Origin of the sequence: Salinicola endophyticus (assembly GCF_003206575.1) — a bacterium.
GTDB lineage: Bacteria > Pseudomonadota > Gammaproteobacteria > Pseudomonadales > Halomonadaceae > Salinicola > Salinicola endophyticus.
Genome location: NZ_PZJO01000001.1, coordinates 65,178 through 79,914 on the forward strand (window position 1 = coordinate 65,178; position 14,737 = coordinate 79,914).

The window sequence follows — 14,737 nt, forward strand, 5'->3', positions numbered from 1 at the left end:
ACGTGCATCCTGCGCTCAGGTCTACGGCGTCTGCCGCCCGGCCCGGCGGCAGCGTTCGGAGCAGTAGACAACGCTGTCCCAGTCGCGGGCCCACTTCTTGCGCCAGGTGAAGGGGCGCTGGCACACCGGGCAGGTCTTGGTCGGCAGGTGGGGTTTGCGATGCGCCATCGGGGCGGCTCCATTCGCGGCAGGCAAGATGCGTCGGGGTCCTCCATGCTGAGCATAGCAAGTCATCCATAACCTCGACCGCCATGCCGATCAGGATGCCAAGAAGGCGGCGACGAAAGCATCAGGTCAGGCTTCGTTCCTCACTCTCCTCACCACTGCCTTCATCTCGCTGTTCATCGCAGACCACTACCCGATTCCTGCCTTCGCGCTTGCCGACATAAAGCGCCCGATCCGCGCGCGTGATCAGGGCCTGCAGATCGACATCATCGCCATGCGCTACCGCAATACCGATGGTGACGCTCACCTGCAGCTCGCGCATCCTCTCCTCGAAGGGCAGTGCGGCGACGCGTGTCCTCAAGCGCTCTGCCACCATCAGTGCATCGTCCAAGCCGCTGTCGGGCAGCGCTGCCACGAACTCTTCCCCTCCGAAACGACCGATCACGTCCGTAGACCGCATCGACTGCGCACAGACTTCCGCGATCTTGGTCAGGACAAGGTCCCCCTGACTATGCCCCCAGGTATCGTTGATACTCTTGAAGTGATCCACGTCGATCATGAACAGGCTAAAAGGCATCTTTCCCTGTCGAGAACCCTGCCACAGAACCTCGGCACGTTTCATGAAATGACTGCGACTGTCCAGCCCTGTCAGGGCATCCCGCTCGACGACCCGGCGCAGTTGTTCTTCCAGTAACTCCCGGTGCGCTATCTCATCGAGTAGCTGGCGATTCCGATCACGCTCTTCAAGGAGCAGGGAAAATTGGCCGCGCCGCAATTTCTCCAGACGCAACAAGGCAAAGAAGCCCACGCCATTGGCCATGATCAACAACAGTGCGACACGTATCACCATCCAAGGGGAGGCACCCGCGAACAGGACCGCAAACACCAAAAAACCGATGCCCAAATAGAGACTCGCAGAAGTCACTATCGTCAGTAGATTGGGGATCATCAAATAGAAGGCAAGGGTGGCCACGAGCGTTCCCGTCACCTGTGCATTGATGCTCTCGGGACGCATGGGAATGATCAGGAGAATGCCCGTTGCCAGTATCCATAACGGCATGGCATGCAGCCATGTTTCATAAACATGTCGGCGCCTGCTCACGATGATGACTGCCAGGGTGATGCAGAGACAGACCACCACCGCCCGGGTGATGACCATCAGATAGAACTTTCGGTTCGGGCCCATGATCTGGTAGTCGGCAATCATGAAAATGCCGTAGATCAGCGCCGCGACGACCACGGCAAGCGCTGTCTCCAGACGCACCTGCGAACTGATCGATCGACGATACTCTGCCTCCTGATCAGCGTTACGGAACTGGCCCGTCAGCCAGTGGACGCTGCGTTTCTCGTGTAGTGATGACAAAAGCCCCTAGCCCCTGTTCAAGATCGCGCGCCCGTTTTTCAGGTGAAGCGCCTATACGGCCCAGCGCTCCTTCTTATAAATCAAATTCTTATTCAAGAAACAATTGACAAAAAAAATCTAAATAAGCAAAGATCTCTTAACGAAGATATCCTGTCGGGAGGCAGTCAGAAAAATCGCCGTTCAGGCCGCGTCTTGCTCGAAGGATAATTCAGTTTTTCCACCGATCTCATCGGCAGATGACGGCCTTTCTTGAGTCCCTCCTCGCCGCCGCGTCGTGTCTACGCGGCTTCTCTCCTCCCGCAACGCCTCGGTCGTCGTCAGCCTCACTGCATCGCCATGCTGCCCATCCAGACGTCTTCAGCCCCCGCAGACGCATGAAGGTGCGACAGGGACCGCCACCGGGATATCTTCAGGACAAGCATCGGGCGCGCCGATAGGCAATCTCCCGCGCGCTTGTATCCATGCCAGGCGCCTGGTGAAGCGCTTGCGGTGACGCCATCGATCCGATAGGCCGGCGGAAGCGCCAACACCGAGCTCCCTTCAACATGCAACCCGCGCCCAAGTCGTCCATGCTGAATGAATCGATGCCCACCGGGCTCCTGCGTAGACGAGACAGGAAGGAAACCATGTCGAAGACTGAGAAACGCACACGCCAGGCCCTCTACGCCGAGGCCCAGCAACGCGGTATCGAGGGGCGCTCCACAATGAGCAAGGCGGAACTGGCGCAGGCGCTGGCTCAGCACGGCGACGCCTCCGCGGAGGCGCCCCAGGTCGCCACCCGCTACGCCACCTTCAAGCGCCTGGCGGAAGCGGTCGCGGCGGGTGAGTTCGTGCTGCGCCCGCGTGCGCTCGGTGGCCACGAGCGGCGCCGCCATGTGCGCCAGACGCTGCGCGAGGATCATCAGACCCGTATCGCCGATGGCTCCGAAGAGGCCGGTGCCAAGTTCGACCAGCTCGCCGACTCCTTCTTCTCGTTCTTCCGCGGAACCGCCCTGCTGTTCTACCGCGACATGGCCGGTGACGACGCCTGGATGCCCACAGTGCTCGCCCTGGGTGACGTCCACCCGGGCAACTTCGGCGTCATGCCCAATGCCGATAACGTGCCTATCTTCTCGGTCAACGACTTCGACGAGGCCTACTACGCCCCCTTCACCTGGGATCTCAAGCGCGGCGCGGTGGGCTTTCTGATCGCCGCCGAGGCCGAGGGCGATCTCAAGCGCAAGCAGGGGCTCAAGGTCGTGCGCCACTTCGTCGAGGGCTATATCGAGGCGATGCAGCGGCTGGCGCGGGAGGGCACCGAACAGGATGAGGAGATGCGCCACGACAATGCCCCCAAGCTGATCCGTCAGCTGTTCGAGGACGCCGACGAGCCACGCGACGAGTGGCTGGCCGACGACTATCTCGACGAGAGCCGCCGCGGCTTCCGTCCGACCAAGAAGCTGGTGCCGATATCCTCCCGGCGCGACGAGTTCCAGACGATCATGGATCGCCTGATCGCCGACAACGACATCGAGATACCGGCCCGTGCCCGCGCGCGGGATGGTCACGGCGTGCGCGTGAAAGATGTCGCGATCCGTCTCGGCCAGGGCACCGCCTCGCTGGGGCTGAACCGCTACTACGTGCTGATCGAGGGCCCCGGCGGCGAGGGCAAGGACGACCTGATCGTCGAACTCAAGCAGGCCCGTCGCTCCGCCCTTTCCGGCCTGGTGCCGCCCTCTGCCTACACCCTGGACAGCCGTGCCGAGCGTGTCAGCCATGCCCAGGCGGTGCACCTGATACGCGGCGACATCTTCTACGGCCATGTCGAGTTCGAAGGCCACAGCTACCTCTCCCGCGAGCGTGCCCCCTTCCGCGACGACATCGATCTCGACGACCTCTCCAAGAGCGAGTGGAAGACCTATGCCCGCCTCTGCGGTCAGGTGCTCGCCGGCGTGCACGCCCTCTCCGACGACTCCGGCCGGATCGACTACGACATCGAACCCGCGATCGTGAAAGCCGTGGCGCCCGCTGAGCTGTTCACCCGTGACATGGTGGAGTTCGCCGCCGAGGCCGCCGACCGTCTGCGCCGCGATCATGAGATGTTCCGCGAGGACCACGCCCATGGCGCCTTCGAGCATCTCGATTGGGTGCACCGGTGAGCGGATGCATCGGCACCGCTTCGGTCGAAAGACAGCTCAGGAGTCAGACAATGGATCATGGAGGCGGGGCCGTCTTCACGCTGGGCCTCGCTTCGACCGGTTGTCCTCCGCATCGCGCGCCTCCCGAACGGCAGGTCTCGCGCCGATCCGCTCACGGTAACGGCTCAGGGCCGGCCAGCGAGCGAGGTCGATGTCAAAGAACCGGCACCAGTTCATCACCGTATAGAGATAGGCATCCGCGACGCCGAAGCGCTCCCCCAGCAAATAATCCTGCCTTTCGAGCACACTCTCGAGGTAGTCAAAACGCTTGTGGATCTTGGCGCGGAAGCGCTCGCCGGCCGCCGCAGGCAGTGACGCATCGAACAGCGGTGCCAGACCGGCATGAATTTCGCTGTTGAGAAACGCCAGCCACTCCAGCAGCCGGTAGCGCTCCCCACTCCCCATGATTGGCGCGAGTTCCGCCCGGGGATGAAGGTCGGCGAGATACAGCAGAATCGCCGGGCCTTCCGTCAATATCGTGCCGTCGTCGAGTTCCAGCGCTGCGACATACCCTTTGGGGTTGATGGCCATGAAATCACGACCGTCTTCCGTCGTTTTCTTGCGGTTATCGACGAGAACCAGGTCGAATGACAGGCCCAGCTCACGCAGAACGATATGTGGCGAGAGCGAGCAGGTTTCAGGGGCGTAATAGAGCTTCATCGAAAGGTCTCCCAAGGTAGCGACATGCCGTCAATGGCCATCGAGCCACCCAGGGTGCGCCCTGCCCTGGAAGCCGTAAAATTGATATCCGATCATGTAGCTATTAGCTAAGCTACTACCATGATGAATCTGTCCCATTGGCGTTTGATCGTTGCCGTGGCGGACACCGGCACGGTGTCGCAAGGTGCCGCACGCGTCGGCATGACTCAGTCCGCCGCCAGTCAGGCGATCGCCCAAGTGGAGAAAACGCTGGGGTCGCCACTGTTCACGCGCCTGCACCGCGAGGTCATCCTGACTGCCTTTGGCGAGTCGGTGGTCGACCACGCACGTGACATGCTCACGAGTCTGAACGCCATTCGCGCTCTGGCCGATACGCGCCAGGGTATCGGCAGCGGCCGACTGCGGCTGGGCAGCTTCCCCTCGATCATCTCGCGTTGGCTTCCCACCCTGCTATCGACCTTCCGCCAGCGCCACCCGGGGGTCGAGATCGTGCTGCTGGAAGGCAGCGACGAGGAAGTCGAAACCTGGTTGGCCGACCGCACCATCGATCTTGGCGTGGTATTGAATCCCACACCGGATCGTCACCCTCTGATACTCGGCCGCGATGCCTGGGTCGCCTTGCTACCCCATTCACATCCGCTTGCCCGGCGCGCCAGTGTGCAGGGCGTCGAGCTGAGTGAACTCGTCACACAGCCATACATCCATGCCAGCGGTGGTTGCCGCGTCAACGGTCAGAGTCTGACCGAAGCCAGAGGTCTGACGTTCGAGGATGTCCGCGTGACCGTGCGAGACTGGGCAAGCGCTTGCGCCCTGGTGCGTGAAGATATGGGTATCGCCATCGTGCCTGAGTCGGTGCTGCCGGAAGACAGGAAGGGCCTGCGCATACAGCCTTTACAGCCCAGGATGGAGCGCTGTTTCGGATTGGTCGCAGCGACCACCGTGGAAAGTGCTCCTGCGCTACGTACGTTCTGGCAACACGTGGAAAAGGCGAAAAGTCCGACCTGAGCAGCGTTTCTGCGGCTCGCTGACCCCAATGGGCCTGGTGCACCGGTGAACCCGACAGCGGCGCGTCGGCGCTGGCGCCGGCTGGATAGCCAAGCGGGTCAGGCACGTACCGGCGGGATGAGCGGGGCGTGCTGCGCCATGAGCTCGACGATCCAGTCGATGAAGACCCGCAGCTTCGCGCTGACATGCCGGTTCGGCGGATAGGCCAGATATAGCGGTAGCGGATCGAGCCGCCACGCCTCGAACAGCGCGACCAGCTCACCCGAGGCGAGAGGTTCCTTGGCCATGTAGTCCGGCAGCCACAGAATGCCGAGACCGGCGATCCCCGCGGCCAGATAGCTGTTGCCGTCGTCCGTCGACAGCACGTAGCGGCCTTGCACGGTGAGGCGCTCGCCATGGCGCTGCATCGCGACAGGCTCGCCGAGGCGGGAGTTCAGAAACCCCACGATGCGGTGGTGGCTATTGTCCAACTCGCGGGGATGCGCTGGCACCCCGGCGCGCGCCAGATAGCTGGGCGAGGCATAGACGCCAAGCGGCAGGTCACCGACACGCCGCGCCATCAGCGACTGATCGGTCAGCTCGCCACCGCGCACGACGCAATCCACCCGCTCGTCGATGATATCCACCATGCGGTCGCTGACACCCAGGTCCAGTTGGATCTCCGGATAGCGGGCATGGAAGCCCCCTAGCGCCGGGATGAGTATCAGCCGAGCCAGCGGGCTGGGCACATCTACCCGCAAGCGGCCCCGTGGCTCGGTCGCAGCGCCGGAAAGACTCGTCTCGGCATCGTCCAGGTCAGCCAGCAATCTGATGACACGCGCATAGAAGGCAGCACCGTCGGCGGTCACATTGACCTTGCGCGTGGTGCGGTTGAGCAAGCGAACGCGCAAGCGCGCCTCCAACTGCTGCACCAGCTGGGTGACGCTGGTTCTGCTCAGCTGCAGGGTCTCGGCGGCACGAGTGAAGCTCCCCGTCTCCACCACTCGCGCAAACACCCGCATTGCCTCGAAACGATCCATGACTCTCCCGCCAGCAGCTCAGAACAACGCCGGAGCGACGTCATGGGCATCGTGTGATTGTTCGCTCTCCACGAACAGTGATGACCAGACCCGCCCGTTTATCCGCCTCATCACGACGCCTAGATTGTCACCCCTATTCACGGTGGGCGCCACGGCCCCCCCCAAGAGAGACGGAGATAGCCCATGAACCAACGTGACGTCGTGTTTCCGGCCGGGCGCCAGGCACTCTATGAGCGTAATCACTATTCGCCGGCGGTTAGATCCCAGGGCTTCCTGTTCGTGTCGGGCCAGGTGGGCAGCCGAGAAGATGGCTCCCCCGAGCCGGAGCTGGAGGCGCAAGCCAGGCTCGCCTTCGTCAATCTGAACGCGATCCTGACGGCCGCGGGATGCACCTTCGACGACGTGGTCGATGTCACCCTCTTCATCGTCGACCCCGAGTCGACCCTCGACACCCTGTGGAAAGTGCTGCCCGAGTTCTGGGGTGAAGCGCCCCACCCGACGCTGACCGGCATCGGCGTCACCTGGCTCTACGGTTTCCACTTCGAGATCAAGGTCATCGCCAAGTTACCGGCATCACCCGGCGAGTGAAACGGAGCGCTCAGCGCGCCGGCAAGGCGGCCCGCTTGACCGCTGGATTACCCCTGGCAAGGGAGGCCATGGGCCGCCGGTCGCTGCGGCTAAGTCGCTTCGCCCGCCACCCAACGGGCGAAGGCATCGGCCTGGGGCTCCCCTTCGCGCACCGCATAGACCACCAGGCGCAGATGGCGGCTCTCGTCGACGATCAGGCTGGTGTGCTCGAAATCGATCTCGCCGAGATCGGGAAGAGCGAGAGCGCGTACGCCCTGGCACGGGGCATCCACCTCATGCCGGCGCCACCACTGGCGAAACTCGGGTGAGTGCGCGGTGAGTTCGCTGACCAGTTGGCCGATGGCGGGGTCGTCGCCCGCCCGCGCATGATCGCGGCGAAAGCTGGAAAGCATGCGCGGTGCCTGGGTCGACCAGTCGGCGATCACCCGGCGCAGGGCGTCGTCGGTGAACAGCATCCAGAGGAGATTGCGATACTCGGCCGGCTGGCGCTCGAAGCCGAATACCCGCGCTGCCGCCGGGTTCCAGGCGAGCACGTCCCAGCGCAGATTCATCACGTAGCTCGGCCGCGTGGTCAGGTCATTCATCAGCCGCGCGACCAGCGGCGGCAGCTGGCACCAGGTGCGCCCCGGCTCGACCGGCGGGCGCTGATGGGTGAGCAGAAACAGATGGCGCCGCTCCGCGGCATCCAACTGCAGCGCCCGTGCCAGGCTGTCGAGAAAGGCTGACGACACCCCGATCTCGCGGCCCTGCTCCAACCAGGTGTACCAGGTCACGCCGACGCCGGCGAGCGCGGCCACCTCCTCGCGCCGCAGCCCCGGCGTACGCCGGCGCGTCCCTGCCGGCAAGCCCACCGCCTCGGGGGCGATGCGCTCACGCCGGGTACGCAGGAATTCCGACAGCGCCGGGCGCGTGCGCGCGAGCTTGCGGGTCTGCGCCATACCTCATCCCTCTCGGTGATCGGCGCGCACCGGCGCCATTGCCTTTAGTAATAGCATAAACGCTTAAATTGTAACCCCTTAAATGACGCCCCACACTCCGCGAACCCTCTGTACACCCACCGAGCGTTCCTGGAGACAACACATGGCAACCCCCTCCCACAGCACCACCTATCTGGTGGCCATCGGCGCTTTCGCCCTGGGCATGGCATCCTATGTCACCGCCGGGCTGATCCCGCTGATCCAGACCGACTTCGCGGTCTCGGTATCGGTCGCCGCTCAACTGGTCACCGCCTTCACCCTGGCCTATGGGCTGGGCTCCCCGCTGTGTGTCGCGCTGCTGCCCGCGAGGCACCAGCGTGGCGGGCTGTTCGCGATGCTGGGCCTGTTCGTGATCGCCAACGCCGCCAGCGCGCTGGCCACGAGTCTCACCCTGCTGATGCTCTGGCGGGTCGTGGCAGGACTGGCGGCGGGCACTTATCTGGCCATCGGCATTGCCGCGGCGGTGGGTGTGGCCCCGGCAGGTGCCCGCGGCAAGACCATTTCGATCATCATGGGCGGCATGGCGAGCGGCACCGTGCTGGGCGTGCCGCTGGGCCTGGCGCTGGCCGAGCGCTGGGGCTGGCAGGCGGCACTGTGGACGATCGCCTTGATCGGCCTGGTGGCGCTGGTCGGCCTCGTACTGCGGCTCCCCAAGCTGCCCGAGGCTCGGGCCGTGCCACTGCGTCGGAAACTCTCCATCCTGAACGATCGGCAGGTGCTCGGCCTGCTCGGCATCTCCCTGCTCGCCGCTATCGCCAGTCTGGGGCTTTACACCTATATCGCACCGCTGATCGACGCCCATGGTGAGCACTCGGTGGCGATCTATCTGTGGGTGTGGGGTGTCGGCGGCGTGCTCGGCAGCTTTGTGATCGGCACGCTGGTCGACCGCTTTTCCGGCCCGCGGCTCACCGCTGCGATCATGCTGCTGCTGAGCCTGGCGCTGATCGCGCTGCCACTCTTGCTCGCCGTCTCCCCCTGGCTGGCGCTGCTCCCCATCGCGCTGTGGGGTGCCGTCGGCTGGGCGCTGCAGGTTCCGCAGAACAGCGAGCTGATGAAAGCCCGTGAGCCCCAGGGGGATGGCAATCTGGCCGTGGCCTTGAACGAGTCCGCGCTCTATCTCGGCAGCGCGCTCGGCGCCTCGATCGGCGGATTCGCCCTGGCCCTGCACATGCCCGTCGACGCGCTCTCCTTCGCCGCCGGTCTGGTTGCCCTGCTGGGTCTGGGGCTCAGCCTGTGGCGGCAACGACGAGGCCAGGCCCACGCCATCATGTGACCCGCACCCCACGCCAGCGAACGGAAGCCGCCCGCTTCTGTTCGTTGGCGCCGTCGGGCAGCGCAATGGTCTTATTGACAAGACAGACCAGGATATTTATGCGAACGCCGAGGCGATACGACCAACGTCGTATTGAAAAGCGCCCTACCAACATCCTGAAAGAAAACTGATTGCGCCGGTAAGAATTATTCGCTTTAGCCATGCCAACAACTGCCTTTAACTGCGCTGACGCCGACCACGCATTCAAGGGCAAAAACCATGAGACTTAAAACAATTGCCATCGCTGCTGCCTTCCTGATATCGGGCGGCATGGCCTCCACCGCACTGGCGGACTATCCGGAAAAACGCATCGACATGATCGTCGGCTTTGCCGCAGGCGGCGGCACCGATGTCATGGCCCGCACCATCGCCCCCTATCTGGAAAAATACCTGGGTAATGACGTCTCGGTAGTGGTCAAGAACATGCCGGGGGCCAGTGGCCAGATCGGCGTGACCGCCGTCGCCGAGGCGGATCCCGACGGCTATACCCTGGGCACTTATAATCTGCCCGGCGCGATGGCGAGGACACTCGACCGACATGCCGATTACAACGCCGATAGCTTCACTTATCTCGCCAATATCGTTAACGATCCCAATGTGATCGTGACACCCAAGAACAGCGACATCGACTCCATGGACAAACTGGTCGAGGCGGCCAAGGCACGCGCTGGCGCGGTGACCGTGGCGATGTCCAGCCTGGGCGGTGACGATCATTTCTTCCTGCAGAAGCTGTCCGATGTCACCGATGCCGATTATACCGTGGTGCCCTTCTCGGGCTCTGCACCGGCTCGCAGCGCCCTGATGGGTGGCCATGTCACCATGGGCATCATCAACGTTTCCGAGGTGGTCGCCTTCAGAGACGAGCTGAACGTGCTGGGCATTGCTTCCGAGAAGCGCTCGCCCATGGCCGAGGACATCCCCACCTTCAAGGAGCAGGGGTTCGACCTGGTCAACGGCGCACTGCGCGGCTTCGTTGCCCCCGCCGGGCTACCGGATGATGTCGAGTCGAAACTGCTCGCGGCGTTTCAGAAGACCTACGACGACCCCGATTTCCAGAAGGCAATGCAGCGCTCCGGCAACCCGACCGAGCTGGCTCTGGGTGAGCAATTCAAGGCACTCAATGCCGAGCAGCTGGAACTCGCCAAGCGCATCTGGGAAACCCACCCCTGGAAGTGATGTTCGCCTTCCCACGCTGAAGTCGTCGTCATGACCCGCGGCGTGAGAGACAAACCACCGCGATGACCTCACCGGCATCGCGGTGCACCGAGTGTCACGCCAGGCCATCGCATCTTCCTCGCTACGCCCTGCCAAGAGACATCGCATGAACAACGCGTCTTCTTCCACCCCTCTCGGCGCCGCCCGTGGCATCGACCCGGACTTGATCGCCGGCATCATCATCGTGCTGGGGGCCGGTGCACTGCTGACCCGAACCTCCGACATGCCGGGCATGACCGCGCTGCTGCCGGTCACCATGCTCTCGGCGCTGATCGTGCTGGGCCTGCTGATGATCGGGCGCTGCCTGCTACGCCGTCGACGTCGCGGCGACCCGGAGGCCACTGCGCCGGCACCGCTGAAGGTGTTCGACAACGCACGGCGCTTCTTCGGCATCGTCGTCGCCATTGCCGCTTATGTCGCCGGTGTGGCGCTGCTCGGCTTCTACACCACCACGGCGGTGATGATTCCGGTGGTGGCCTGGTGTTTCGGCTACCGCAGTCTCAAGGGCGTGCTGCTCGCGGACCTGATCTTTACCGGTGGCATCGCGATCATCTTCGTCGTGCTGATGGGGCAAGAGCTGCCCACTGAATTCTTCCTGCGTTAACGAGGACACACCATGTACGGCAACCTCATCGACGCGCTACCGGCAGTGCTCTCCCTGGGCAACCTGGCGGCGGTCGTCATCGGCGTCATTGCCGGTATCTGCGTCGGCGCCCTGCCGGGCCTGAGCGCGACCATGGCGATTTCAGTGCTGATTCCGTTCACCTTCGGGATGGACCCGCTGGTCGCACTGGGCATGATGGCGGGCATCTACAACGGCGCCATGTACGGCGGTTCGATCCCGGCCGTCCTGCTGCGGATTCCGGGCACCCCGGCCGCGGTCGCGACCAGTTTCGACGGCTACCCGATGGCCCAGCAGGGCCGTGGGGGCTACGCCCTGCAGGTCGCCGTGGTCTCCTCGGCGATCGGCGGCATCGTCTCGGCGCTGGTGCTGATGCTGCTGGCACCGCCGCTGGCCAAGGTGACACTGCTGTTCGGCCCCACCGAGATCTTCTGGGTCGCGGTGTTCGGCATGTCGGCGATCGTGTTCCTGCTCGGCGGAGACGTGCTCAAGGGCTTGATCAGTGCCGCCTTCGGCGTCTTCGTGTCGCTGGTCGGTGCCGATACCATCACCGGTGCCGAGCGCTACACCTTCGGCCATCTGGAACTGCTCGACGGCATCAATATCGTGGTCCTGCTGGTGGGCCTCTACGCCCTGCCGCCCGCCATCGGGCTGCTCGAGGAAGTGCGCGATTTCGATACCCAGAACACCGGGCGTCTGAATACCATCAGCATCTGGAAAGCGATGCCCGGCATGCTGAAATACTGGAAGACCTGGGTACGCTCTTCGGTGATCGGCGTCTTCGTGGGGATTCTGCCGGGTGCCGGTGGCTCGATGGCCGCCTTCCTCAGCTACAACGAGGCGCGCCGCGCTTCCAAGAACCCGGAGGAGTGGGGCAAGGGCGAGCCGGAGGGCGTCGCCGCCTCGGAAACCTCCAACAATGCCGACACCGCCGCCGCGCTGATCCCGGCGCTGACCCTGGGTATCCCCGGCACGGCCGTGGCCGCGGTCATGCTCGGCGGGCTGCTGATCCACGGGCTGCAGCCGGGGCCGATGCTGTTCCGCGACAATCCGGGAATCGTGTTCGGGTTCATGTGGCAGTTCCTGTTCGCGGCGGTCCTGCTGATCTTCCTCGGCGGTGCCCTGGCGACCAACAGCTTTGCCCAGGTTCTGCGTCTCCCGCGGCCGCTGCTCGGCGCGATCATCATTGCCCTGGTGTTCATCGGCGTCTACTCGATCAACGGACGCATGTTCGACGTCTATCTGATGCTCGGCTTCGGCTTGATCGGCTACTTCATGGACAAGTTGAAGTTCCCGCTACCGCCGGTGGTACTGGGCCTGATACTGGGTGGTTTCGCCGAACAGAACCTGCGTCTGGCGCTGCGTATCGGCGGCGGCGACTGGAGCATTCTCGCCGCCAGCCCGACCGCCAAGATCCTGATCGCGATGATTCTGCTGGTGGTGCTGGCACCACTGTTCTCGCGCTGGCTGCGCGCCCGCAAGACACACCGGGCCAACGCCTGATGACGCCCCACGCGCCGATCCGGGAAGCGTGGCTGGCACTGGCCGATGAGCCGGTGCTGGATCCAGCACAGCCGATTCTCGACGCCCATCACCACCTGTGGGATCGCGACGAGAGCCGCTACCGCAGCGCCGAGTTCGTCGCCGATGTCGGCACGGGGCACGACGTGCGCGCCAGCCTCTATGTCCAGTGCCGCACCGGCTATCGCCGTTCCGGCCCCGAGTCGCTGCGCCCGCTGGGCGAGGTCGAGACGATCCTCGACTGGAGCGCGCAGACACCGCACTACCCGGCCGGCATCGTCGCCTTTGCCGACCTGATGAGGGGAAGTGAAGTCCGCGACACGCTCGAGGCACTGCTCGCACTGGCACCCGGCCGGGTTCGCGGCATTCGCAATACCACTGCCTTTCATCCCGACCCCGCGGTGCGCTCCAACCCCAACCCGGCGCCGGATGGCCTGCTGCGCTCGGAAGCCTTTCGCCGAGGGGCCGCCGAGGTCGCCCGGGCGGGCCTGGTGCTCGACGTCTGGGCCTATCAGACCCAGCTCCATGAGGTCGAGTCCCTGGCACGCGCCTTACCCGATCTGACCGTGGTGATCGATCACTGCGGCGGCCCCCTTGGCGTCGGCCCGTTCAGCGCCAGAACGCCCGCCGATGTCGCGGCCTGGCGCCGGGGGGTGAATGCGCTGGCCCGCCTGCCCAACACCCGCATCAAGATCGGCGGCTTCGGCCTTGCCGTCTTCGGCAACACCTATCACCAGCGGCCGCTGCCACCGCACTCCCGCCAGCTCGCCGCGGACTGGGCGCCCTGGGTCGAGAGTTGCCTGGAAGCCTTCGGGCCGCAGCGTGCGATGTTCGAGAGCAACTTCCCCGTGGACAAGGGGATGTTCTCCTATGTCGCGCTATGGAATGCCTTCAAGCGTCTCACCCGCGGCGCGAGCCAGGCAGATAGGGACCAGCTGTTCTGGCGCACTGCCGCCGAGACCTACGGCCTGCACTTCCCGGCATGCAGGGCAGGGACGAGCGACGCCTGAAGCGCCGAACACGCTGCAAGAACCGACGAGAACCGACGAGAAAAACAACGATCACCGCGACACGAGGAGTCACGCCATGTTGAAAACCCTAGATGCCGTCCGCGACGTCAGCACCCAGGCGACCCGGGCCCTGGCCGCTATCGCCCTGTCGACCCTGGCGCTGGCCGCTTCCAGCCTGCCGGCCTTCGCGGCCTACCCCGACAAGCCGATCGAGGTGGTCGTCGGCTACTCCGCCGGCGGCGGCACCGACGTCCTCGCCCGGGTGGTGGGCAAGTATCTGGAGCGGGAGCTGGGCGAGGATGCCAGCGTCGTGGTCAAGAACCAGCCCGGCGCCGGCGGCCAGATCGGCTTCACCCGTGTCGCCACCGCCAAGGCCGACGGCTACACCCTGGGCACCTTCAATCTGCCGGCGGCGATGGCCATGACCTACGACCGCAAGGCAGCTTACGACGTCGATAGCTTCGACTATCTCGCCAACGTGGTGCACGACCCCAATACCCTGGTGGTCAGCAAGCAGTCGCCCTATCACACCCTGGATGACCTGATTGAGGCCGCGCGGGCCGAGCCGGGCAGCCTCAGCGCGGCACTCTCCGCCCTCGGCGGCAACGACCACTTCAGCGCCCTGCTGCTGGCCGCCGCCACCGACACCCAATTCAATCTGATTCCGTTCAACGGCGCCTCGATGGCACGTACCGCCCTGCTCGGCGGCCACGTGGCGGTGGGCACCATGGCCTTGAGCCAGACCATCGGTTTCGACGACGAGCTCCGCGTGCTCGCCGTCCTCGACGACAAACGCTCTCCCTTCGCCCCCGACGTGCCCACCGCCAAGGAGCAGGGTTACGCCATCGAGATGGGCTCCTATCGCGGCTTCGTCGCACCGAAAGGCCTGCCCAACGAGGTCAAGACCCGGCTCAGGGCGGCATTCGCGGCGCTGGCCGACAACACGGCGCTGCGCGACGAACTCGCCGCCCAGGGCAATGCCCTGGATATCCGTGTGGGCGATGACTATCGCGCGCTGGCCAAGTCCCAGTCGGAAACCGCCAAAGCGCTCTGGCAGCAGCATCCGTGGAAATGAGAGCGATCGCACCGCCGCCCGCCATGGG

General features: G+C 64.5%; 14 protein-coding genes. 9 read left to right on the plus strand and 5 right to left on the minus strand.

The genetic code is table 11. From position 1 onward, the window contains the following. Positions 1-21 precede the first annotated feature (21 nt). Both DOM66_RS00305 and DOM66_RS00310 read right to left on the minus strand, forming a co-directional pair. Positions 22-168: a DUF2256 domain-containing protein gene (locus tag DOM66_RS00305; protein ID WP_110675022.1), complete on the minus strand. Its 147-nt coding sequence runs from the start codon at positions 166-168 to the stop codon at positions 22-24. 121 nt (positions 169-289) lie between these two features. Then, positions 290-1,528, minus strand: coding sequence for a GGDEF domain-containing protein (locus DOM66_RS00310; protein WP_110688920.1), 1,239 nt, complete (start codon positions 1,526-1,528; stop codon positions 290-292). Between the two features lie 626 nt (positions 1,529-2,154). Between DOM66_RS00310 and DOM66_RS00315 the strand changes: the two genes are divergently transcribed. Further along, positions 2,155-3,666 (plus strand): DUF2252 domain-containing protein, encoded by a 1,512-nt coding sequence (locus DOM66_RS00315; protein ID WP_110688921.1) that lies wholly within the window; start codon positions 2,155-2,157, stop codon positions 3,664-3,666. A 75-nt stretch (positions 3,667-3,741) separates the two neighbouring features. On the opposite strand, the gene gstA is transcribed toward DOM66_RS00315, so the two are convergent. Beyond that, complete coding sequence (gene gstA / locus DOM66_RS00320; protein ID WP_110688922.1) at positions 3,742-4,365, minus strand: glutathione transferase GstA; 624 nt, start codon at positions 4,363-4,365, stop codon at positions 3,742-3,744. Positions 4,366-4,485: 120 nt separating this feature from the next. On the opposite strand from gstA, the gene DOM66_RS00325 reads away from it, so the two are divergent. After that, complete coding sequence (locus tag DOM66_RS00325) at positions 4,486-5,370, plus strand: LysR family transcriptional regulator (protein WP_110688923.1); 885 nt, start codon at positions 4,486-4,488, stop codon at positions 5,368-5,370. 98 nt (positions 5,371-5,468) lie between these two features. On the opposite strand, the gene DOM66_RS00330 is transcribed toward DOM66_RS00325, so the two are convergent. Continuing rightward, entirely contained in the window at positions 5,469-6,389 is a 921-nt protein-coding gene (locus DOM66_RS00330) for a LysR family transcriptional regulator (RefSeq protein WP_110688924.1), read from the minus strand. Between the two features lie 183 nt (positions 6,390-6,572). Here DOM66_RS00330 and DOM66_RS00335 point away from each other — a divergent pair, with 183 nt between their 5' ends. After that, positions 6,573-6,977, plus strand: a complete 405-nt coding sequence (locus tag DOM66_RS00335) for a RidA family protein (RefSeq protein WP_110688925.1) — start codon at positions 6,573-6,575, stop codon at positions 6,975-6,977. Between the two features lie 89 nt (positions 6,978-7,066). Here the strand turns inward: DOM66_RS00335 and DOM66_RS00340 are convergent, their stop codons facing one another. Then, positions 7,067-7,915 carry a helix-turn-helix transcriptional regulator gene (locus DOM66_RS00340; RefSeq protein WP_110688926.1) on the minus strand — a complete coding sequence of 283 codons (849 nt, stop codon included), beginning with the start codon at positions 7,913-7,915 and terminating at the stop codon, positions 7,067-7,069. A gap of 142 nt (positions 7,916-8,057) precedes the next feature. Between DOM66_RS00340 and DOM66_RS00345 the strand changes: the two genes are divergently transcribed. The 6 genes from DOM66_RS00345 to DOM66_RS00370 all read left to right on the plus strand — a co-directional run bounded on the left by DOM66_RS00345 (position 8,058) and on the right by DOM66_RS00370 (position 14,709). Further along, entirely contained in the window at positions 8,058-9,227 is a 1,170-nt protein-coding gene (locus tag DOM66_RS00345) for an MFS transporter (protein WP_110688927.1), read from the plus strand. Between the two features lie 258 nt (positions 9,228-9,485). Further along, complete coding sequence (locus DOM66_RS00350; protein ID WP_110688928.1) at positions 9,486-10,442, plus strand: Bug family tripartite tricarboxylate transporter substrate binding protein; 957 nt, start codon at positions 9,486-9,488, stop codon at positions 10,440-10,442. A 145-nt stretch (positions 10,443-10,587) separates the two neighbouring features. Further along, positions 10,588-11,085, plus strand: a complete 498-nt coding sequence (locus tag DOM66_RS00355) for a tripartite tricarboxylate transporter TctB family protein (RefSeq protein WP_110675032.1) — start codon at positions 10,588-10,590, stop codon at positions 11,083-11,085. 12 nt (positions 11,086-11,097) lie between these two features. Beyond that, on the plus strand, positions 11,098-12,606 hold the full coding sequence (locus tag DOM66_RS00360; protein WP_110688929.1) for a tripartite tricarboxylate transporter permease: 1,509 nt from the start codon (positions 11,098-11,100) through the stop codon (positions 12,604-12,606). After that, a complete protein-coding gene (locus tag DOM66_RS00365) occupies positions 12,606-13,634 on the plus strand; it encodes an amidohydrolase family protein (protein WP_110688930.1) in 1,029 nt (342 codons plus the stop codon). The genes DOM66_RS00360 and DOM66_RS00365 overlap by 1 nt, the downstream gene beginning before the upstream one ends. A gap of 76 nt (positions 13,635-13,710) precedes the next feature. After that, entirely contained in the window at positions 13,711-14,709 is a 999-nt protein-coding gene (locus tag DOM66_RS00370) for a tripartite tricarboxylate transporter substrate binding protein (protein ID WP_110688931.1), read from the plus strand. Positions 14,710-14,737: the final 28 nt, after the last annotated feature.